The sequence below is a fragment of the Flavobacterium sp. genome (genome assembly GCF_029945805.1).
Taxonomy (GTDB): Bacteria; Bacteroidota; Bacteroidia; order Flavobacteriales; family Flavobacteriaceae; genus Flavobacterium.
Genome location: NZ_JAQSDH010000044.1, coordinates 64,397 through 83,258, shown reverse-complemented (window position 1 = coordinate 83,258; position 18,862 = coordinate 64,397). Strand labels below are relative to the sequence as shown.

The 18,862-nt window shown below is 33.0% G+C and carries 24 protein-coding genes; 12 read left to right on the top strand and 12 right to left on the bottom strand.

Going from position 1 to position 18,862, the window contains the following annotated elements; all coding sequences use genetic code 11:
• Positions 1-12 precede the first annotated feature (12 nt).
• Positions 13-555, bottom strand: coding sequence for a sigma-70 family RNA polymerase sigma factor (locus PSU83_RS12050; protein WP_300589731.1), 543 nt, complete (start codon positions 553-555; stop codon positions 13-15).
• A 57-nt stretch (positions 556-612) separates the two neighbouring features.
• A complete protein-coding gene (locus PSU83_RS12045) occupies positions 613-1,725 on the bottom strand; it encodes an SRPBCC family protein (protein ID WP_300589730.1) in 1,113 nt (370 codons plus the stop codon).
• An 84-nt stretch (positions 1,726-1,809) separates the two neighbouring features.
• Between PSU83_RS12045 and PSU83_RS12040 the strand changes: the two genes are divergently transcribed.
• On the top strand, positions 1,810-3,417 hold the full coding sequence (locus PSU83_RS12040) for a class I SAM-dependent methyltransferase (protein ID WP_300589729.1): 1,608 nt from the start codon (positions 1,810-1,812) through the stop codon (positions 3,415-3,417).
• A gap of 65 nt (positions 3,418-3,482) precedes the next feature.
• Here the strand turns inward: PSU83_RS12040 and PSU83_RS12035 are convergent, their stop codons facing one another.
• Positions 3,483-3,671 (bottom strand): hypothetical protein, encoded by a 189-nt coding sequence (locus PSU83_RS12035; protein WP_300589728.1) that lies wholly within the window; start codon positions 3,669-3,671, stop codon positions 3,483-3,485.
• A 78-nt stretch (positions 3,672-3,749) separates the two neighbouring features.
• Here PSU83_RS12035 and PSU83_RS12030 point away from each other — a divergent pair, with 78 nt between their 5' ends.
• Positions 3,750-4,133 carry a nucleoside triphosphate pyrophosphohydrolase family protein gene (locus PSU83_RS12030; protein WP_300589727.1) on the top strand — a complete coding sequence of 128 codons (384 nt, stop codon included), beginning with the start codon at positions 3,750-3,752 and terminating at the stop codon, positions 4,131-4,133.
• 124 nt (positions 4,134-4,257) lie between these two features.
• Here PSU83_RS12030 and PSU83_RS12025 read toward each other — a convergent pair whose 3' ends face one another.
• The 4 genes from PSU83_RS12025 to PSU83_RS12010 form a co-directional block, all read right to left on the bottom strand.
• Positions 4,258-4,416: a hypothetical protein gene (locus PSU83_RS12025; RefSeq protein WP_300589726.1), complete on the bottom strand. Its 159-nt coding sequence runs from the start codon at positions 4,414-4,416 to the stop codon at positions 4,258-4,260.
• 115 nt (positions 4,417-4,531) lie between these two features.
• Complete coding sequence (locus PSU83_RS12020) at positions 4,532-5,200, bottom strand: DUF3667 domain-containing protein (RefSeq protein ID WP_300589725.1); 669 nt, start codon at positions 5,198-5,200, stop codon at positions 4,532-4,534.
• A 250-nt stretch (positions 5,201-5,450) separates the two neighbouring features.
• Positions 5,451-6,335 (bottom strand): clan AA aspartic protease, encoded by an 885-nt coding sequence (locus PSU83_RS12015; protein WP_300589723.1) that lies wholly within the window; start codon positions 6,333-6,335, stop codon positions 5,451-5,453.
• A 169-nt stretch (positions 6,336-6,504) separates the two neighbouring features.
• Positions 6,505-7,068, bottom strand: coding sequence for a hypothetical protein (locus PSU83_RS12010; protein ID WP_300589722.1), 564 nt, complete (start codon positions 7,066-7,068; stop codon positions 6,505-6,507).
• A 596-nt stretch (positions 7,069-7,664) separates the two neighbouring features.
• Here PSU83_RS12010 and PSU83_RS12005 point away from each other — a divergent pair.
• Positions 7,665-7,820, top strand: coding sequence for a hypothetical protein (locus PSU83_RS12005; RefSeq protein WP_300589720.1), 156 nt, complete (start codon positions 7,665-7,667; stop codon positions 7,818-7,820).
• A gap of 242 nt (positions 7,821-8,062) precedes the next feature.
• On the opposite strand, the gene PSU83_RS12000 is transcribed toward PSU83_RS12005, so the two are convergent.
• Entirely contained in the window at positions 8,063-9,130 is a 1,068-nt protein-coding gene (locus PSU83_RS12000) for a branched-chain amino acid aminotransferase (protein ID WP_300589718.1), read from the bottom strand.
• Between the two features lie 279 nt (positions 9,131-9,409).
• Between PSU83_RS12000 and PSU83_RS11995 the strand changes: the two genes are divergently transcribed.
• The 6 genes from PSU83_RS11995 (at position 9,410) to PSU83_RS11970 (ending at position 12,025) form a co-directional block, all read left to right on the top strand.
• A complete protein-coding gene (locus PSU83_RS11995; protein ID WP_300589717.1) occupies positions 9,410-9,901 on the top strand; it encodes a DUF4920 domain-containing protein in 492 nt (163 codons plus the stop codon).
• A 3-nt stretch (positions 9,902-9,904) separates the two neighbouring features.
• Positions 9,905-10,375, top strand: a complete 471-nt coding sequence (locus tag PSU83_RS11990; protein ID WP_300589716.1) for a hypothetical protein — start codon at positions 9,905-9,907, stop codon at positions 10,373-10,375.
• Between the two features lie 2 nt (positions 10,376-10,377).
• A complete protein-coding gene (mnmD, locus tag PSU83_RS11985) occupies positions 10,378-11,040 on the top strand; it encodes a tRNA (5-methylaminomethyl-2-thiouridine)(34)-methyltransferase MnmD (RefSeq protein ID WP_300589714.1) in 663 nt (220 codons plus the stop codon).
• A gap of 121 nt (positions 11,041-11,161) precedes the next feature.
• Positions 11,162-11,359: a hypothetical protein gene (locus PSU83_RS11980; protein ID WP_300589713.1), complete on the top strand. Its 198-nt coding sequence runs from the start codon at positions 11,162-11,164 to the stop codon at positions 11,357-11,359.
• Positions 11,360-11,465: 106 nt separating this feature from the next.
• Complete coding sequence (locus PSU83_RS11975; protein ID WP_300589712.1) at positions 11,466-11,681, top strand: hypothetical protein; 216 nt, start codon at positions 11,466-11,468, stop codon at positions 11,679-11,681.
• Between the two features lie 149 nt (positions 11,682-11,830).
• Entirely contained in the window at positions 11,831-12,025 is a 195-nt protein-coding gene (locus PSU83_RS11970) for a hypothetical protein (protein ID WP_300589710.1), read from the top strand.
• A 36-nt stretch (positions 12,026-12,061) separates the two neighbouring features.
• Here the strand turns inward: PSU83_RS11970 and PSU83_RS11965 are convergent, their stop codons facing one another.
• A complete protein-coding gene (locus PSU83_RS11965; protein ID WP_300589709.1) occupies positions 12,062-13,006 on the bottom strand; it encodes a LysR substrate-binding domain-containing protein in 945 nt (314 codons plus the stop codon).
• Positions 13,007-13,192: 186 nt separating this feature from the next.
• Here PSU83_RS11965 and PSU83_RS11960 point away from each other — a divergent pair, with 186 nt between their 5' ends.
• From PSU83_RS11960 to can, 3 genes are all read left to right on the top strand, one after another.
• Entirely contained in the window at positions 13,193-13,480 is a 288-nt protein-coding gene (locus tag PSU83_RS11960; protein WP_300589708.1) for a hypothetical protein, read from the top strand.
• Positions 13,481-13,552: 72 nt separating this feature from the next.
• Positions 13,553-15,208 (top strand): SulP family inorganic anion transporter, encoded by a 1,656-nt coding sequence (locus tag PSU83_RS11955; RefSeq protein WP_300589707.1) that lies wholly within the window; start codon positions 13,553-13,555, stop codon positions 15,206-15,208.
• A gap of 68 nt (positions 15,209-15,276) precedes the next feature.
• Entirely contained in the window at positions 15,277-15,912 is a 636-nt protein-coding gene (gene can, locus PSU83_RS11950) for a carbonate dehydratase (RefSeq protein WP_300589706.1), read from the top strand.
• Between the two features lie 33 nt (positions 15,913-15,945).
• Here can and PSU83_RS11945 read toward each other — a convergent pair whose 3' ends face one another.
• The 3 genes from PSU83_RS11945 to PSU83_RS11935 all read right to left on the bottom strand — a co-directional run bounded on the left by PSU83_RS11945 (position 15,946) and on the right by PSU83_RS11935 (position 18,584).
• Complete coding sequence (locus PSU83_RS11945; RefSeq protein ID WP_300589704.1) at positions 15,946-17,154, bottom strand: LETM1-related biofilm-associated protein; 1,209 nt, start codon at positions 17,152-17,154, stop codon at positions 15,946-15,948.
• Positions 17,155-17,355: 201 nt separating this feature from the next.
• Positions 17,356-17,889, bottom strand: coding sequence for a superoxide dismutase family protein (locus PSU83_RS11940; protein ID WP_300589703.1), 534 nt, complete (start codon positions 17,887-17,889; stop codon positions 17,356-17,358).
• Between the two features lie 170 nt (positions 17,890-18,059).
• The gene (locus PSU83_RS11935) at positions 18,060-18,584 is read right to left on the bottom strand and encodes a hypothetical protein (protein WP_300589701.1); all 525 of its coding nucleotides are present in this window, start codon (positions 18,582-18,584) and stop codon (positions 18,060-18,062) included.
• Positions 18,585-18,862: the final 278 nt, after the last annotated feature.

Genomic DNA, 18,862 nt, shown 5'->3' with positions numbered 1-18,862 from the left:
TTTTAGAAAGGTTTAATTCCTTTTCATATAATCTTCAATTTTTTTCACAGCATGATGGTACGATGCTTTAAGCGCACCTACAGATGTTCCTAAAATCTCCGACATATCTTCGTATTTTATTTCTTCGTAATACCTCATTTTAAAAACCAATTGCTGTTTTTCGGGAAGTAGTACAACTGCTTTTTGTAATTTAATATGAATTTCGCTTCCATCAAAATAGTCATCTGCTTTTAAATTTTCCACAATTTTGGTCTGCATCGCTTCACTCGTTGTTCCATTTCTTTTAGATTTCTGATTAATGAATGTGATGGCTTCATTGGTTGCGATACGGTACATCCAGGAAAATAATTTACTGTCACCTTTGAAATTTTTTAGATGCTTAAACACTTTGACAAACGTATTTTGCAACACATCATCGGCATCATCATGATTTAAAACGATATTTCGAATTTGATTGTACAACGGACGCTGATAATCTCGCAGGAGTTTTTGAAACGCAACATTCTGCGTCTTCGTATCTAATAACTCCCGAATGAAATCCTTTTCGTCTTGCAAAGTGAAAATTTTACTATTGGAATAAAGATACAGTAAAAGGTTTAAAGGATGCTCAACTTAGGGCTCATCTGTTGGAGTGGTAACGGCAGATTTTGGAGTTTGAGTTGCGGCTGTCGAAACTGCTGTAGGAAAAGGTTTTGGCAATGCAATAACTTTTGGAAAAACGGGAATATAAATTTCAGTAATCCACTGAGAAGGTTGCTTTACATCGTCAATTGTCTTCACATATACTTCGCTATAGCTTCCGGCAAAATTCTGTTTAAAACCATTATCAACAATATACTTCTCCGCTTTTGCCCAAGCTTCTTTACTATGTGAATAATCTCCGGTCAAAGTGGTTTTCAAACAAGTAAAACCAATAATCTCATCTGACGAAACATCACTTCCGACGGAAATATTAATTTGTTGTGCAACCGAAATACAAACCGAAATTGTAGCAATATCATTTGCAACATCATATCGATCATACATTACAAATGGTTTTCCGGCCATAGCTATTTTGTTTTTATTGAAAAAATGAACCATTCTCGGCATTATAATTTTAACATTCTTCGAAACACTCTTGATAGGACAAGTAACCGTTTGCTTCAGACAAAATTCTGATGGTCTTTGCACAATTCCATTCACCTTAATGGAGTAGTTCGTTATTTCGTATTTGAGTGTTTTATTGAGATTACGTAAGCTTTTTTCATAAACATCACCCACAATGGAAGTGATACCACCTTTGAAAAACGAAGTAATTTTTGTCATCAAATCCATTTTACCTTTGCTAAATACTGTGACTTTAGTTCCACCAACGGTATCTTTAAAACTCCAAGAAATAGTGGCAGAACTTCCGCTGTAGTTTACTCTTTGCGCAATGCTGTCGTTTTCTTTTACAAAAACAGTATTAATAGCTCCAGCCTCTGAGTTGTTTGTCCAAGACAATCTTGCTCCAGCGCCCATCGTTTTAGAGGGGTAATTAAATTTAACACCGCTGTCTTTTTGCATCCAAGAACCAAAAGTTTCCCAGTTTTTATAATCATTGACATATTCAAAAACAGTACTTCTAGTAGTGTTAATAATACCACTTTTTTGAATTTCAAAATCACCTCTTTGAGTAGCTACATAGACTGTAATACCGACAAAAGCAAGTATAAGAAGCAGGATAATATATTTTAAAATTCTCATTGAGGCAGTATTTAAGTTGTCACAAAGTTATGAATTTAAGCATAGTAAATTTGATTATATTTGTAAGTAATCAAATTTTAATTGATGAAGACAAAAAGTGAACTTCGCGGTATTTTATTCAGGCATTTAGACGGAATTGTAACGGTTCCAGCAGCCTATTCGTTGCATAAAACTGGTGTTTTAGATTATATACTGCAACACAAGAACGCATCTCTAAAAGAACTTACGGAAAAATTTAAGGCCAATGAAGGGTATCTAAACGTAGCGCTTAGAGTTCTTTGTTCACAAGGTTGGCTTCTGCAAAATAGTGACAATTGCAACGATGAAATATTTTTTTCAGTAACCGATAAAAGTGAAACCGCTTTTTTATTGATTGCACTTTATGAAGATGTTTACAGCCTTATGCAATTGTCAGAGCATTATCATCCAAGAAAATTTGAAGTAGAACCTTTCGAAATCCTGAACAAATTGTTCTCCAAATACAAATCAAATTTCGGAATTCAATTTTCAGATGATGAGAAAATCAGAACGATTCAGGAACAAGTTTTATACCATATTGAAGGTGTTTTGGTTGGACCAACTGTTGTAATGTTGGGAATGACTGGAATGTTTCATAAATACTTTATGGAAACGTCGTTTCGTCCGGAAGAATTTCACAAACAGCCAGAATGTTTTAAGGCTATACTAGATTTTCTTACCCATCTGAATTGGTTTACAAAGAAAAATGATAACTTTCAATTCACCGAAACAGGTTTGTTTTATGCTAAAAGAGCCGCTGCTTATGGAGTTACGGTTTCGTATATTCCTACACTTAGAAAAATGGATGATTTGCTTTTTGGCAACGCTTCTATATTGAGAAATATTGGAGAACACGAAGAAGAGCAACACGTTGATCGAGAAATGAATGTTTGGGGTAGTGGCGGAGCGCATGCCGAATATTTTAAGATTGTAGACCAAATCATAATAGAATTGTTCAGTCGTCCAATAGCGGAACAGCCCATCGGAATATTGGATATGGGTTGTGGAAATGGCGCTTTTTTAGAACATATTTTTGATGTGATTGAAAGGCAAACCATCCGAGGCAAAATGCTTGATGAACATCCGTTGTTTTTGGTAGGTGTCGATTATAATGAAGCTGCTATCAAAGTCACTCGTGCCAATTTAATCAAGGCAGACATTTGGGCAAAAGTTATTTGGGGCGATATTGGACGACCGCAATTATTAGCTGAAACTCTTCGGGAAGATTATAATATCGATTTAAAGGAATTGTTGAATGTTCGAACCTTTCTGGATCATAATAGAATTTGGGAAACACCAACTAAAAGAACACCCAACAGAATTAGCACGTCCTCTGGCGCATTTGCCCATCGCGGACAAAGAATCAATACGGCTGAAGTAGAAGACAATTTATTGGAACATCTTAATAAATGGGCGCCATTCGTAGAGAAATTTGGATTGTTATTAATCGAACTTCACACCATCGCACCCGAATTAACTGCCGCTAATATTGGACGAACAGCAGCCACCGCCTATGATGCCACACACGGTTTTTCCGATCAGTATATTGTAGAGATTGACGTTTTACACAAAATAGCTGCAGAAGCTGGATTATTTTCGGATGACAAAGTATTCACCAAATTCCCAAATTCCGATTTGGCTACCGTTAGTGTAAATCTTTTAAAAGGAAAGTAATCAGGGATCAGGGATAAGAAAAAAAGTAGTAGTAAACAAGGAACTTATTCTGACCGCCTATTGAACTAATGTTTCATCGTAATCTTAATTACAAACAGTAAAACAATAAAAAGTATAAATCCTAGTAAGATTTTATAACTTCCTTTATAAACCTTTTGGTGAAGCGCCTTGTCTTTTCCGTAGGCAAAGTAAGTAGCGATAACGAATGCCACAAAAAAGAGTGCAGCAAAAATCCATTGACCAGTTGTGAACATTTATTTCAAAATTTTCAACAAATTTACTCAAATGTATTGGAAAGTTGTAATTTGCATCAACAATAAATTTTAGAAACTATGCAAAAGCAAATTATCTCAGTTAAAGAATTTCACACCGCTTTTGGTCTTGGTGTTAGCCCTGAAATGAAAGGGGATTTAGGCGAACAAAAAAATATGCTTCGTTACAATTTAATGAAAGAGGAAAATGAAGAATATTTAGAAGCAGTTCAAAATGATGACCTGATTGAAATAGCTGATGCGCTTGGCGATATGTTATATATTTTGTGTGGAACTATTTTAGAACACGGCTTACAACACAAAATAGAAGAAGTATTTGACGAAATACAACGCTCTAACATGAGCAAACTCGACCACGATGGAAAACCAATTTACCGCGAAGATGGTAAAGTATTAAAAGGCCCAAATTACTTCAAACCCAGTTTTGACGAAATTCTAAGATAAAAGATAAGCGTACTTACAGGTGCGCTTTTTTTTATCTTAAATTTTTTTTAGGAAACACAATTACTCTAACAAAATCCAATTAGAATTGCATTGTCACACTGAGCCTGTCGAAGTGCTTTTCAACTTATTCCTCAGCATCTTCAAATTCATTCTTTAATCTAGAGTTATATTCCCTACCTGAATTAGCGTTAAACTCTTTTTTATACGCTAAATGCTCTTTAACAATCAGTACCAATAAAATGATTGCCATTACTATCAAAATACTATAAATAGCTAAATTCATTTCCATTAATTTTTTAAGTTGTGTAAAATTACACCACATCAAAAACATAGGAGTTTTGAAAAGGTTATCAAAAGATTAAAAGTAATGCACGGAAAAGTAAGCGCTACAAAGGATTCTAAGAAATAACTCCAAATTTCCAATGTGTGATAAATCTGATACGGATAAATAGCATAATGGCTATTTCTGGGCAAATCAACGCCAAAAACAACCCGATTCTGTAGCTGATTCCCAATTTAGAATAATCAGCATTAAACGCATTATAATAGCCATGTAAAATTTGGATAAAGATTAGAACCACTATAAGCAGACTTATTATATCGTTGAAAGCATCGCTAAAGACAACAAGTATATCAAAGTAAAAAAAGAGGTTTCCAAATAATGAAATCAATAATACACTTAATAATACCATTCCGGCTATTATAGAATGTTCCGTCAGGTTTAACTTTTTTCTTCTGAAAAAAATAAAGCTGTTTAAGGCAAACAACGGCACCAAGAGGAAAATTATAATCTTGCTTTTCTCAGAAAATAGCTCAGCGTATCTTTTACTCGCTTCATTGATATACGTTCTCTCCGGAATTGGTTCTGTAGCTATAGAATTGGACAATTCATTATAAAAATGACGAAAAAAAACGATTAGACCAAAGGTGATTAAAATCAAATAAAACACATTGTAATACCGCTTTCTTTTTCCATAAATATAATCGAGTGCGGCTTTTCCAGGGCGAAGTAAGGCTTCTTTTGAAGTGAATAGTATTCTTTTTTCTATATGGAATAAGCCGTGCAAAACATCGTGAGAAATAAAGTTTTTAAAAGTAATAGGGTGCTTATCCGCTTTTTGTCAGCAGGCCGAACAAAAGGTATCTACTAATTTTTTATCGCAGTTGATGCAATGTGTAGTTGTCATTGAATGGTATACTGTTTTTGATTTGAAAATACTATCGTCTTTGTAAAGACCTATTTTCCAATAAGGTAAAGTTGCTTGCGAAAGAAAAATGTGAATTTAGCACATTTCTCGCCACTTCATGACACCGCTGTTAGGTGCCGTTTTTCCTTTCATCTATATATTTTTCGTTGTAAAATTTACTCGGTTTCATATAAACGATATTATTTTTAAAATCCAAAAAAACAGTAAACTTCTTTAAAATTTCGTTTCCTAAAATATGTACATTTTTATCTTTTAATGGTTTTTGTGTAGTTGTTATTTGAACAGGAATAGTTTTTAAAATATATTTTCCAATTTGCAATTTTTGTAAATTTGCTGTAATAACAGGAATTTCATTTCCCTTTGCACCTTTCATTATTACTTTTTTAATTATTTTCATTTTTTCAGTTGGAAATTGTCCTTCTTTTAATAGGTCATTATCTAACATTGCAGTTCTTTGAAAGCCAGTATCAAAAAGAAATAGATTATTATTTATAATACCATTTTCTTTAATTTCACATTTAATAAAAAATAAGTCTTTCCACATTTCTATTTTAAGTTTTGTAAACTTCTTATCAAATTTTACGTATTGTGGTAATTCTGAATGAATAATTAAATATCCTTTGTCATAATTAATCTCAACTATATTTTCTTTAAAAAAGTCCCAGCCAAATCTTCCATCTGTACCTTGACCAGATAATTCCGCATTATAAACTTTACTTTTATATTGAATGTTTCCAATCTGCAAATTGTATAATTTGTTATAAAGTTCGGTTTTAGATTTTAGCTTATTATTTAAAACATCATTTGTCAGTATCAATTCAGTTGTTCCGGTATCAAAATTTAATTTTAAAGTATCTTTTTCATTGAAAATAGCATTTACAAACATTGTATTATGTTTATTAATATGCATTTCAATTGTGTCACTCAATTTAATTGTTTGTGAAAAGGTATTTATAGTTGACAACAAAAAAATAATTGATATCCTTTTTTTCATTTTTACGTTTTTTTTTTATAATAGCATACATCGTTTCCACGCATTGCATCAGTTGCGAACTTATGAACGAATTATTTTATGTTAAAGATTAAAATTCCTGCAAAACGTGAACATGAACTTTCCACAAAATTTGCAATTGTGCGAAACAGCTTTTAGACGTTTGGTTTTTTTAAAATCTATATCCAATTCTCAAGTGTAAATTAAGAGCCGCTTCGCTTTCGTTTTCTATATAACCTGCTTGCTTAGCAAAAATATATCGGTAACCAATTCCAATTCCGGTTTCATAGTTGAAATGTTTTCCAATATTTCTTCTAATTCCCCAAGTTGGTACAATTGAAATATCACTAATAATATTAATATTATCATAATTTGAAATTACAAACCAATCTGGGTGATAACTTATTTTAAGTGAAATAAAATTTCCGCTATTTCCATCAATTCTTTTCGATTTTCTTACTCTTTTATTCAGATTATAATACCATTTTGGTTCAGCAGTTATCACTGGAGTCATTAAAAATCCCGTTTTGTCGCAAAAATCTCCGCCCCAAATTCCACTATCAAATCCAATTTCACTTCGTAACGCAATTTGATTAGTCAGTTTCGTTTCATTGTGTGCCCAAATACCAAATAAACCTGTTTGAATACCAAATACAGATTTTTCAACACTGGCATTTTGAGATTTTACAGTTATTGTTAAACTGATTAGAGCTAAAGTCAGAATTGTCTTCTTCATAAAATGTTTGATTTTGTTTATTCTTGATTTTCGGTTTCGATTTCGTTCTGACAAATTGACGGCTAACTTTATATATCTGCTACAAACCTACATTCATAAGATTAATATAACTCCAGTCCCAGTTTACATCTCAAATATATAAAACATTTCCTATTACTAACTAAATAGGATTACAAACTTGAAATAGTCATTTTTGAAACTCCTACACTCATTGTTGGAAATTTCAAACCCATTATTGAACGTTCTAAAATTGTTTTTGAATGTGCTATACTCATTTATGCAACGTCCCAACACAGTATTGAATACTCCAACATCTTTCCTGAAACTCTGGCATTGGATACCGTTTCGGCAGCTGCAGCACCAGGCATCGTTTTCAGATTTACGACTATGGTCAACCATATAAAAGTACATCAAAGTTATACGACCGCCATTGGACAAAACTTAGGAATTGAATTTTCGCCTCGTTAAAACTAGATTTAGACACAGCGAAACCGATATTGAAAGCAATATCAAGAGGAGGAAAGGTTAACCTGGACTGGAAGAAAGGAAAATTTTAGGGTATTATTATCGGAAAATTAAGCGGCAAAGGATTTATAGTGTTAGACAAAGACTTGCATCCGTACTTTATAAATAAATCAGAGTTACCTCCAGCAGAAGAAAGCGCCGTTTGGAAATACAGAGCACTGTATTTGTACAATTACGATCAGGTAGGTTTGTGGAGTGATATTGTAACCATATCCGTAGTGGCTTAATCAGTAATGATTATGTAAAGTGAGACGCCTTTCTAAAATGGGTATCCGTTTTTTTTTGTTATAGTGTGAGATGGCAATCGTACAACTATCAAAACCAAACCTATAAAGAGAATATGCCATTATTCGCAACTTTGTAAAGTACAAAATGATAGACCGATGCCATACAATTCAGCACTACAAACAAAAAAACTCCAAGTTTCCCCAAAGTTTTTTGATTTATCGTTATCCTTTTCCTCTTTCCCTTAAATCTTAACCATCCAACCAAATGTATCTTCGGCAAGGTTATACTGAATTTTAGTCAGTTTGTCTTTTAATTCTAATGCGATTGAGTTTTCTAATTTTGGGAGTTCATAATAATGCTCTTGGTATTGAAATCCTACAATTGGACTCACGACAGCGGCAGTTCCGGCTCCGAAGATTTCTTTTAGACTTCCGTTTTTCGCGCCTTCAACTAATTCAGAAACCAATACGGAACGTTCTTCTACTTTTATGCCGTCACGTTTTGCTATAGCAATTAAACTTTTTCGGGTTACACCGTCCAATATTCTTTCACTGGCTGGCGCTGTGCAAATGGTATCATTAAATCTGAAAAATACATTCATGGTTCCTGCTTCTTCTAATTTGGTATGAGTAGCATCATCCGTCCAGATGATTTGTTGGAATCCTTTTTCTTGCGCTAGTTTTTGTGGATAGAATTGCGAAGAATAATTTCCTGCCGCTTTAGCAGCACCAATTCCACCATTTGCTGCGCGGCTGTAGTGTTCGGCAATAATCACCTTAACTTCACCCGAGTAATATGCGCGAGCAGGAGAAAGGATAATCATGAAACGGTATTGTGTAGACGGCTGAGCAATAACACCCGATCCAATGGCAATCATAAACGGTCGGATGTACAGGGTATTACCCAAACCTTTCTTAACCCAGTCTTTATCTAATTCAACGATGGCTTTTAATCCATCAATAAAAATATCTTCAGTAATCTCAGGCATTGCCATTCTAACAGCCGATTTATTGAAACGCTCTAAGTTTTGGTCGGGTCTGAATAACCATACTTGATCATTGTCATCACGATACGCTTTCATACCTTCAAAAATAGCCTGCCCATAATGGAAGACTTTAGCTGAAGGATCAATCATAAAAGGTTCGTAAGGTTTGATACTAGGTTTTTCCCATGCGCCATCTTTAAAATCACAAACCAGCATGTGGTCTGTAAAGATATTTCCAAAGGCGATATTTTCAAAATCGACTTCTTTTATTTTAGAGGTTTTTGCTTTAACTATATCGATTTCGGAAGTAATTTTTAATGTCATCTAGTTCTATTTTTAAACTCGGAAAATACAACAACTAATTGACAACTAGTGATTTGTAATTTATTTTCTGAATGATTAGGCTTGTGTGTTTATTTTTTGTAAAACTAATAAAAATATTTCTGTTTTTTGCATAACAGAAAAAAAATGGTTTTTTTTGGAAATCCTGATTTTAAACTAATTTATAGCATTAATTTCATCTTAAAACCCAAAAATAATTGTCATTTTAGCATTGATATTTACTATTCTTTTTACATTTGCAAATCATTAAAAAACACACACATGAAAAAAATGCACCTTATCCTAGTTATGTTATTGTTTATCGGAACAACAATGATGGCTCAAAAAAATGCAGTAGCTTTCAATGCTAAAGATTATGCTTCATTTGGAGAAAAATTCAAAGTGACTAAAGTATTAACGAAAGATCAAATGCTTAAAAAATATAAAAACCTTAAAAAAGGAGATACCATCACTGTACAATTTGCCTCTAAAATCAAGTCGGTTTGTAAAAAGAAAGGCTGTTGGATGAACATGGAATTAGCTGGTGATGATAAATCATTTGTAAAATTCAAGGATTATGGATTCTTCGTTCCTTTAAATGCGGATAATAGTGATGCTATTGTAAATGGAAAAGCTTTTGTAGATGTAGAAACAGTGGAATCGTTAAGGCACTATGCGAAAGACGCGGGAAAATCTAAAGAAGAAATTGCTAAAATTACAAAGCCAGAAACTACTTTTGCTTTTACAGCAGATGGCGTTTATATCAAAAAATAATACATGAAAAAGAGAATCACGTTTGCTGTAGTTTTGAGTTTCTTGTTCTTTGGAAGTTCTGCTATTTTGGTTTCTTGCCAGAAAAAAGAAGTAAAAAAGGAAGAACCTTGTCCTGCTGAAAAAAGTGAAAAAAAACTAGAAATGTACCAAATGTCAGAAATGGCAGCTTTGATGGAGCAAATGTATGTCGACAATCAACGCGTTAAAGCGAATATCAAAAAAGGAGAAGCGATAGGTAAATTTCCAGAGCATTATCAAAAGATTTTCAGTTCAAAATTCACGGATGAATCCGATAATGATGAATTCTTTAAGGAAAAAGCTGCAGACTATATTGCAGCTCAAAAATTGCTTTACACTGATCCTAACAATCAAAGAAAGAATTTTAATGCAGCCGTAGATGCTTGTATTGCCTGCCATATGGAAAAATGTGGCGGACCCATTCCGAAAATCAAGAAACTTTATTTAAAAGAATAACTTTGAAACGCGAAATTATTCAAACCAATGATGGTTCGACAACGATTCATCTTCCGGAATGGGACGAAAGTTACCACTCGAAACACGGAGCCATTCAGGAAGCCTATCACGTATTTATAAAAAATGGGCTTGATCTTTTTGGAGACAAGCCCATTTCTATTTTAGAAATTGGTTTTGGAACTGGACTCAATAGTTTCATTACGTATTTGGAAGCTAAAAAGAGAAATCAACCTATTAATTACATCGGAATAGAGGCTTATCCTATTTCAATTGAAGAAGCGTTGCAGATGAATTATTCAGATGAAATCGACTCTACTGAAAAGATCCTTTTTAATGAGATGCACGAAAGCCAATGGGAACAAAAGAATGCACTTTCAGCTACTTTTACTTTAACCAAACGCAAGCAATTCTTTCAGGATATTCAAGATGAAAATGCTTTTGATTTGATTTATTTTGATGCGTTCGGTTTTCGTGTTCAACCCGAACTTTGGTCAGAAGAAGTTTTTGCTTCTATGTTCAAGGCAATGAAGACAAACGGAGTATTGGTTACCTATGCCTGCAGAACATCCATTAAAACAGCAATGCTTTCAGCAGGATTTTCTGTAGAAAAGCTACCTGGTGCGCCGGGCAAAAGGGAAATGTTACGCGCCACTAAAGCACTTTAAATAATTTAACTTTTAATGTAGTTATATTTAACTAGCAATTCTGTCAATGAATGAAAAATAGTTTTACTTTTGGATAACAGTAACGTTCTTATTTATACCTAACCAACTAAATTAATCTTTCATGTCTAAATCAATGTTAGACTACACAAAGTCTGTTTTGAAAAGAGTAAGTTTTGATGTCGATCTGTTTTGTAAAGAACTTCAAAAAGCATATAAAGTTTTATTGCCTTTTGAACTAGAAGAATTAACATCTTGGCTTTTAAAATTTATAAAAGAAAAACCAGAATTGCAGCATGCAGTATTGCTAATCAAATCATAATAAAACTAAAAGGAACTTAAATGGTTCCTTTTTTTATTTTATTCAGTTAGGGAAACTTTAGAGTTAATTGTTTCGTACATAAAGTTAGTTATAAAACTTTACAACTATGGGACAGATTATATACGATTTAGCAAAATCTTCGATTATGAAGACTGGTAACAACAAGGAACTTTTTATAAAAGAAGTAATCAAGGCCTCAAAAACTTTATTGCCACATGAAAAGGATAATCTTACTAATTGGTTATTTTTTTTCACAGCTGATAAACCAGAAAGGCAAAAGTGGCTTTATGAGCTTTTAGATAAAAATATTTTAGTAAGTTAAAACCTTAAAATACTGTTAATAAATGTATTTTAACGACTAAAAATGTATTTAAACGATTATTTTTAATCAAATCATTAGGTAGCTAAGAACTTTTAGTATACTTTTACTAAACGTTCTTACAATAAGATAACCCCAAATCTTAATTAACCATGCCTAGAATGATTTATGATTACACAAAATCTGTACTCGAAAGAGTAAGCTTCGATCCAATACTTTTTGCCAAAGAATTGAAAAAGGCAATTAGAAACCTGTTGCCATACGAAGTAGAACAATTAAAAAAATGGTTGCAATTCTTTACGAGTGAGCATCCCGAATTAAAGCAATGTTTATCTGTTGTTAGTTAACAGAAATTAAATAAGGAGTTTTGTGCAAAAAGCTCCTTATTTTTTTTGTGGTAATGGACTTATAATTTCTACATTCTGAAACACGATTGCACCTTTCACGACTCCAGCAATTGTAGTACGTAACGCATCAATAATATGTATTTTTAATTCGTTTTTCGGAAAAACTAAGCTAACTTCTCGTGCCGGCTTTGGTTCCTTAAAATGGCGTAATTTTAGTTTGTCTTTTTCTTTTAAATCCAAAGTATGCAAATAGGGAAGAAGTGTAGTTCCTAAACCTTCGTCTGCTAGTTTTATTAGTGTTTCAAAACTGCCGCTTTCTATTTGAAAATGTGCTTTTTCATTGATATCTGTATTTTTACACAAATTCAAAATACCATCCCTGAAACAATGTCCGTCCTGCAGCAGTAATATTTCATCCAAATTTAAATCGTTAATTTCGATTTCTTGTTTTTGAAAAGAACTGTGTCCTTCTGGGATGTACGCTACAAAAGGTTCGTAGTATAACACAACTTCTTTTATTTTTTCTTCTTGTAATGGCGTAGCCGAAATCGCCGCGTCTAAATGGCCATTATTCAAACGCTTAATAATCTCGTCAGTGTTTAATTCTTCAATGATCAATTTTACTTTTGGATATTTTTTGATAAAATTGTTTAGAAACATAGGCAACAATGTTGGCATAATGGTTGGAATGATTCCCAGTCGGAATTCACCGCCAATAAATCCTTTTTGTTGGTCAACAATATCTTGAATTCTATCAGCTTCATTAACTATATTCTTGGATTGATTTACAATTTTTTGTCCAATTTCTGTTAGTTGTATTGGCTTTTTTGTTCGGTCAAAAATCTGAATTCCTAGTTCTTCTTCTATCTTTTGGATTTGCATGCTCAATGTGGGTTGCGTAACAAAACATTTTTCGGCAGCCAGCGTAAAATTCTTATGTTCCGCAACAGCTAAGACATATTTTAATTGTGTAATGGTCATGGTATAGTAATTTCTGATACAAATATAAAAACTATAAGAATATCTTATGATGATTTAATATTTTATTTTATAAATACTATATAGAAATCTTTACAACGTACAGTTTTTAAGGATTTAATGTAAATCTATAATGTTAAAATTTGTGTAAAATTATTTAAAAGTCTGAAGATTTTCTATTTTTACATCATGAAAATTGCAGTTCAATTAGTATTATTTATATTTATCTCCTTTCTTTCGGTGCCAACAATAGTCACAATGATTGAAAAGAATACTGATGTTTCTGTATTTTACAATTTTGCTGAGGAAGAGATTACTAAGCATTTTAAAGAAGTAAAAGCTCAATTCAAGTTTTCTCATAATGAAGAATCATTCGCTTTTATTGGTGCTACAAAAAATGGAATTATTTCTGAAAAATTATCCAAACACGATAAAGTTTTAGAAAAAATATTTTCACCTCCACCCAAATTTATTTAATACAATTCTCCATTTTTTTTAATACTTACACAGCTGTGAGTGTTTAATCTTTTTGTATTAAATTTTCAGAACATGACAAAAAAAGTCAATCTTTTTGCTAACCTAAAGTCAGATTTTGCTTCAGGTTTAGTAGTTTTCTTAGTAGCACTTCCTTTATGTCTTGGAATTGCTTTGGCATCCGGAGCTCCTTTATTTGCCGGAATTATTTCAGGTGTTGTGGGTGGGCTTGTAGTAGGATATTTGAGCCAATCCCATCTTAGTGTTTCTGGACCAGCTGCGGGTTTGACAGCCATAGTTTTAACAGCAATCAGTGATTTAGGAACTTTCAATGCCTTTTTATTGGCCGGTTTGATTGCTGGTGTAATTCAATTGGTTTTAGGGTTTATAAAAGCGGGAAGTATTTCTAATTATTTTCCAACAAATGTTATTGAGGGAATGCTTGCTGGTATTGGAGTTATTATCTTCCTGAAACAAATCCCACATGCTTTTGGTTATGATCCGGACTACGAAGGCGATTTAGGGTTTTCTCAGCCCGATGGAGAAAATACTTTTTCGGAGTTATTTGAGATAATTAATCACATTCAAATAGGCTCGATTATCATTACCTTAGTTTCACTAGCAATTTTAATAAGTTGGACAAAATTTGAATTCCTAAAAAAATTAAAATTGGTTCCAGCGGCCTTGATTGCCGTTGTTGTTGGAATCGTTCTCAACGAGATTTTTATCCAAACAGGAAGCAGTTTAGCTATTAGTAGCGCTCATTTAGTTGCTTTACCGGTTCCCACATCTTTTGAAGAATTCACTAATATTTTTATGATTCCCGATTTTTCTGCAATAAGTAATAGTAAAGTTTGGATTGTTGGAATCACCATTGCTGTGGTAGCTTCTATAGAAACACTTTTATGTATCGAAGCTGCAGATAGAATGGATGAGCAAAAAAGGTATACAAACACTAATGTAGAATTGAAAGCACAAGGAATTGGAAACATCATCAGTTCAATGTTGGGTGGTTTACCAATGACCTCTGTTGTTGTGAGAACTTCGGCAAATAATAACGCAGGAGCAAAATCAAAGATGTCTGCTATTATTCACGGCGTATTACTTTTAGGAAGTGTATTAGCAATTCCAACAATTTTAAATAAAATTCCTTTAGCAACATTGGCGGCCATTTTATTATTGGTTGGATACAAATTGGCTAATCCAAAAATAATCAAACATTTTTGGCAAAAAGGGAAATACCAATTTGTTCCATTTATCGCCACTTTCATTGGAGTTGTCTTCACTGATTTATTGAAAGGCGTAGCATTGGGAATTGTGATCAGTATTATTTTTGTGCTAAAAGGAAACCTGAAACGCGCTTACAATTTTAGAAAAGAAGAATATGTTGATGGTGATGTCATTCACATTGATTTGGCACAAGAAGTTTCTTTTTTAAATAAAGCAGCTATTAAAACAACATTAAGTGAAATTCCACAGAATTCTAAAGTTATTATTAATGCCCATGATACGGTTTATATTGCTCATGATATTCTAGATTTAATAAAAGAATTTAAAGCTACTCGTGCTTCAGATGAAAATATTAAAGTGAAACTCAAAGGATTTAAAAAAGCATATCGTCTTGAAAACACTTTAGAAACTACCAATAAAGTTACTGTGGAGCATTACTATGATGCAATGAAAAGAAAAACGGTGAAAAAAGAAATCCAATCGGAAGATTTTAATAGCTAAAAAATTAATAAACCTAAATTGTAATTACTACTTTTATATCTGTTTTATAATTAAAACATAAATACACAATGAGCGATTTTTATAAAAAAATATTAGACAACAATAAAGAATGGGTTGAAAAAACGTTAGAAAAAGACCCAAATTATTTCAAAGATTTAGCCAAAGGACAAACCCCACCATTATTATGGATTGGTTGTTCTGACAGTCGTGTTCCAGCGAATGAAATTATTGGTGCGAAACCAGGAGAAGTTTTTGTACACAGAAATATTGCCAATATGGTTGTTCATTCTGACATGAATATGTTAAGTGTTTTGGATTATGCAGTAAATGTATTGAAAGTTAAACACGTTATTGTATGCGGACATTATGGTTGTGGTGGAATAAAAGCTGCGATGGGAAATGATTCTATAGGTATAATAGACAACTGGATTCGTCATATAAAAGATGTTTATCGTTTGCACAATACTTATCTAGATTCCATTATAAATGAAGATGACCGTTTTAATGCTTTTGTCGAATTAAATGCTAAAGAACAGGTTTTCGATTTAGCAAAAACATCTATTGTTCAAGGAGCATGGAGAAATGGTCAGGATTTAACTTTGCACGGATGGGTTTACGGTCTAAATTCAGGCTATGTAACCGATCTAAAAGTAAATATAAGTTCTAATAAAGATTTGGATGAAGTCTACCAATTAAAATTCTAAACCAAAAAAATCGCTTTCGAGCGATTTTTTTTTTTATAAGCCCAAGTCTCGTTCTTCGTTCTCATTAAAAGCGGATGGTAATAACTGTGGAATGAATTTTATCAAGATTGGCAATAATAGACTTCCACCAGGCAAAAGAAAAATAGTAAGCGACGGAACCGTTTTGCAAATGTCTAGCAGTTGTGATTTTATTTTTTTCTTTTCCTCTTTATCTAAATCCTTATGTGTTGATTTTGCTAGAAGATACATCAATTCTTTGCTTTGCGATACTTCTTTAACCAATCTTTTTTTGTTTCGATTAATCAAAACCACAACATTTTCTGTGGTGTGATCGTAGAAGTTTTTTACCGGATTGGAATTGTTGAAATACGGAATTTCTTTTTTATAATTTACGATAAAATTATTAATAAAGTGGATGCTTTCAAGAGTAAAACTTTCAGGAATATTCAATTTATTTCCAAGTTTGAATAAGAAATAGCGCTCTTCATTTTCTACTTTTTCATCGCTCCATAAACTGATTCCTGCCAAATCAATCATGTAAAATTTCTCCAAATCAGTACTCAAATAACTTAAATATAAATCCTCAATTGTTTGGATGTTTTTATCAGAAAATCTATTGTAGCGAACAGACGATTCGAATAACTTTTGCAATAAATCATCATGAATAGAAATGCCTGTTTTAGATTTCAGCGAAAGCGAAACAATGCTGACAACGATGTCTTCAATACGGTTTGAGTATTTTTCGGGCAGCGAACCTTTTTCCAAGTACTTTTTGAAAGCCAAAACATCAACAAAAAGTAGTGCGTTAGTAATTACGTGCGAAAAGTTTTTGCTAAATAAATCTTCATTAGTTTGTACGCGATCATGAATGATTTTTTCCAGTTTTACAGCATCAGAATTTGTAGGGAGTATTTTTTTTAATGGATTAAAACCTTTTGGGGTCAGTACGTTGTAAAAAGAAATAGCTTCAGAAATAAAACGGTTTTGGTCACTATCCTTTCTGGTCAAACAGTACATTTTATACAATGTATTGAGCATTCCTATTTTTGATATTTCTTGGGGAAGGGTATCGAAAATCGGAATTGGTTTGTCCGTATCAAAGTTGATAATATGCCCAAAAATAAAACCTGTGCTGCGTGTTTTTAGATAAAATTCTTCTTCAGTCAGTTCAATACGCTGCTGTGAAGTCTTTTGCTCGTTAAAAAACTTGTCAATCCAACCTAGTGCTGAAGGGTTAATCATTTGAAATACGAATAAAGTACAAAACTAAACCATTTTTATAACTAAAATAGCAAAATCAATGTTATCTGAATTTTAATTTTTGGTCATACTATTTTATGATTTCAATTTGTGCAGAATTCCTAGTGTTTGCTTTTAACGAATAGTTGTTTGTATAAAAAAAAAGAACTTTCTGTTTGTGAAAGTTCTTTTTGTAAGACTGAATTATTTAATAATCGCTGTACAAGCAACTCTTGGACCAGCGTCTCCGGTAGGTTGGGTTACGTAATCATCTGGTTTTTCGTGAACGATTAAGCCCTTTCCTAAGATATCTTTTGTTTGATCGCCGCATCCAATGCACCATTCATCTGTTTTGAAAAGTACAGTTGCTTCTCCATTAACATTGGCTGTGAAATTCCCGATATCGCCTTTATGACATTCGGTTTCGCCCCATTTCCCATGTTTTTTGAAGGTTGGATTCCAGTGTCCGCCAGCAGAAGACGCATCTGCAGACGAGCAATCTGCTTTTTCGTGAATGTGGATGGCATGAACACCGGGTTTTAGTCCGGTTAATTTAGCTTCTAAACTTACGACTCCATTTTTTTCAATGAAAACGGCGGTTCCTTCAACTTTGCTTCCGCTTTTGGCTTCGAAACGGATTCCAACTTTTTTGGAATCATCTGTAGTGCTTGATGTAGAACTTTTGCAACTGTAGATAAATAATCCAAGTGCAGCCATTCCAAGTAGTATTTTTTTCATGGTATTGTTTATTTTGTAGTGAGCATAAAAGTACAAAATTTAAAAGCGCCATCTCTTAAAGAAAGTTTAAAGTTCCAGAATTAAAAAATCGAACTAAGTGTTGTAATTTCTCGACCACAGATTCACAGAGTAAAATCCTTTAAAAAAGAGTACATGACAGGCAAAATACTTTATTTGGTCTTTTCGCCAACAAAGTGATCACTTTGCAATTTGAAAAGTACATTGAAGGTGGTCAAACTACCATAAATACGAGTGATGTATTGTTGCAATTCTATCTTTTCAATTTCTTCAAGATTGCTGGCATTTATTTTTTGTTCCATTACACGTAATCTATCGCGAAGCATAACGATTTTATGGAAGAACGTATCAATAGGAATGTCTTTGTGCGCCAAACCAGCTTGTCCTGGCTCTAATCGCATGTTGCCGCCTTTCCATTTGTCACCAATAGCAACAGGTTCACCAAGACCATTCCATTTTTTTAGGATAGAAAGTAGGCTTTTCTCCACATCAAAAAAGCTTATTGTATCGACTTCGTTTTCTGCGGCTTCGATTACTTCGAATTCGCTGTCGATTGAGATAGTCTCTAGGCCGCCATCAATAAAAGTTACCCAATAATCTTTGGACGATACGTTTGTTACAACGCCTTTACCGTATTCGGCGTGGTTTATTCGGGAGCCAATTCCTAATAGTTTCATAAGTATTAAATTTAGGAGACCAAAATATGAATTTTATTTAGAAACAGAAAACAGAAAACAGAAAACAGAAAACAGAAAATAGAAAGAAGAAAGCAGAAAGCCAGAAGAAAGCAGAATGATGAAAGAAGAAATATGGGAGAAGGAGAAGGGAGAAGCATTGGGTTTGTTGATTACGATACATGTTCTCTTTAGCCCTGATGGAAACGGCATCCTTTTTCTTTTTTAGAAAAAGATATAGTGAACAGCGGGAGTGAAGGTCCTGAATAATGAAATCGTTG

Excerpts from the sequence above, each read along its gene's own strand:
- PSU83_RS12045 (WP_300589730.1), bottom strand. The coding sequence starts at position 1,725 with ATGAGAATTTTAAAATATATTATCCTGCTTCTTATACTTGCTTTTGTC.
- PSU83_RS12040 (WP_300589729.1), top strand. The coding sequence starts at position 1,810 with ATGAAGACAAAAAGTGAACTTCGCGGTATTTTATTCAGGCATTTAGAC.
- PSU83_RS12035 (WP_300589728.1), bottom strand. The coding sequence starts at position 3,671 with ATGTTCACAACTGGTCAATGGATTTTTGCTGCACTCTTTTTTGTGGCA.
- PSU83_RS12030 (WP_300589727.1), top strand. The coding sequence starts at position 3,750 with ATGCAAAAGCAAATTATCTCAGTTAAAGAATTTCACACCGCTTTTGGT.
- PSU83_RS12025 (WP_300589726.1), bottom strand. The coding sequence starts at position 4,416 with ATGAATTTAGCTATTTATAGTATTTTGATAGTAATGGCAATCATTTTA.
- PSU83_RS12015 (WP_300589723.1), bottom strand. The coding sequence starts at position 6,335 with ATGAAAAAAAGGATATCAATTATTTTTTTGTTGTCAACTATAAATACC.
- PSU83_RS12010 (WP_300589722.1), bottom strand. The coding sequence starts at position 7,068 with ATGAAGAAGACAATTCTGACTTTAGCTCTAATCAGTTTAACAATAACT.
- PSU83_RS12000 (WP_300589718.1), bottom strand. The coding sequence starts at position 9,130 with ATGACATTAAAAATTACTTCCGAAATCGATATAGTTAAAGCAAAAACC.
- PSU83_RS11995 (WP_300589717.1), top strand. The coding sequence starts at position 9,410 with ATGAAAAAAATGCACCTTATCCTAGTTATGTTATTGTTTATCGGAACA.
- PSU83_RS11990 (WP_300589716.1), top strand. The coding sequence starts at position 9,905 with ATGAAAAAGAGAATCACGTTTGCTGTAGTTTTGAGTTTCTTGTTCTTT.
- PSU83_RS11980 (WP_300589713.1), top strand. The coding sequence starts at position 11,162 with ATGTCTAAATCAATGTTAGACTACACAAAGTCTGTTTTGAAAAGAGTA.
- PSU83_RS11975 (WP_300589712.1), top strand. The coding sequence starts at position 11,466 with ATGGGACAGATTATATACGATTTAGCAAAATCTTCGATTATGAAGACT.
- PSU83_RS11970 (WP_300589710.1), top strand. The coding sequence starts at position 11,831 with ATGCCTAGAATGATTTATGATTACACAAAATCTGTACTCGAAAGAGTA.
- PSU83_RS11965 (WP_300589709.1), bottom strand. The coding sequence starts at position 13,006 with ATGACCATTACACAATTAAAATATGTCTTAGCTGTTGCGGAACATAAG.
- PSU83_RS11960 (WP_300589708.1), top strand. The coding sequence starts at position 13,193 with ATGAAAATTGCAGTTCAATTAGTATTATTTATATTTATCTCCTTTCTT.
- PSU83_RS11955 (WP_300589707.1), top strand. The coding sequence starts at position 13,553 with ATGACAAAAAAAGTCAATCTTTTTGCTAACCTAAAGTCAGATTTTGCT.
- can (WP_300589706.1), top strand. The coding sequence starts at position 15,277 with ATGAGCGATTTTTATAAAAAAATATTAGACAACAATAAAGAATGGGTT.
- PSU83_RS11945 (WP_300589704.1), bottom strand. The coding sequence starts at position 17,154 with ATGATTAACCCTTCAGCACTAGGTTGGATTGACAAGTTTTTTAACGAG.
- PSU83_RS11940 (WP_300589703.1), bottom strand. The coding sequence starts at position 17,889 with ATGAAAAAAATACTACTTGGAATGGCTGCACTTGGATTATTTATCTAC.
- PSU83_RS11935 (WP_300589701.1), bottom strand. The coding sequence starts at position 18,584 with ATGAAACTATTAGGAATTGGCTCCCGAATAAACCACGCCGAATACGGT.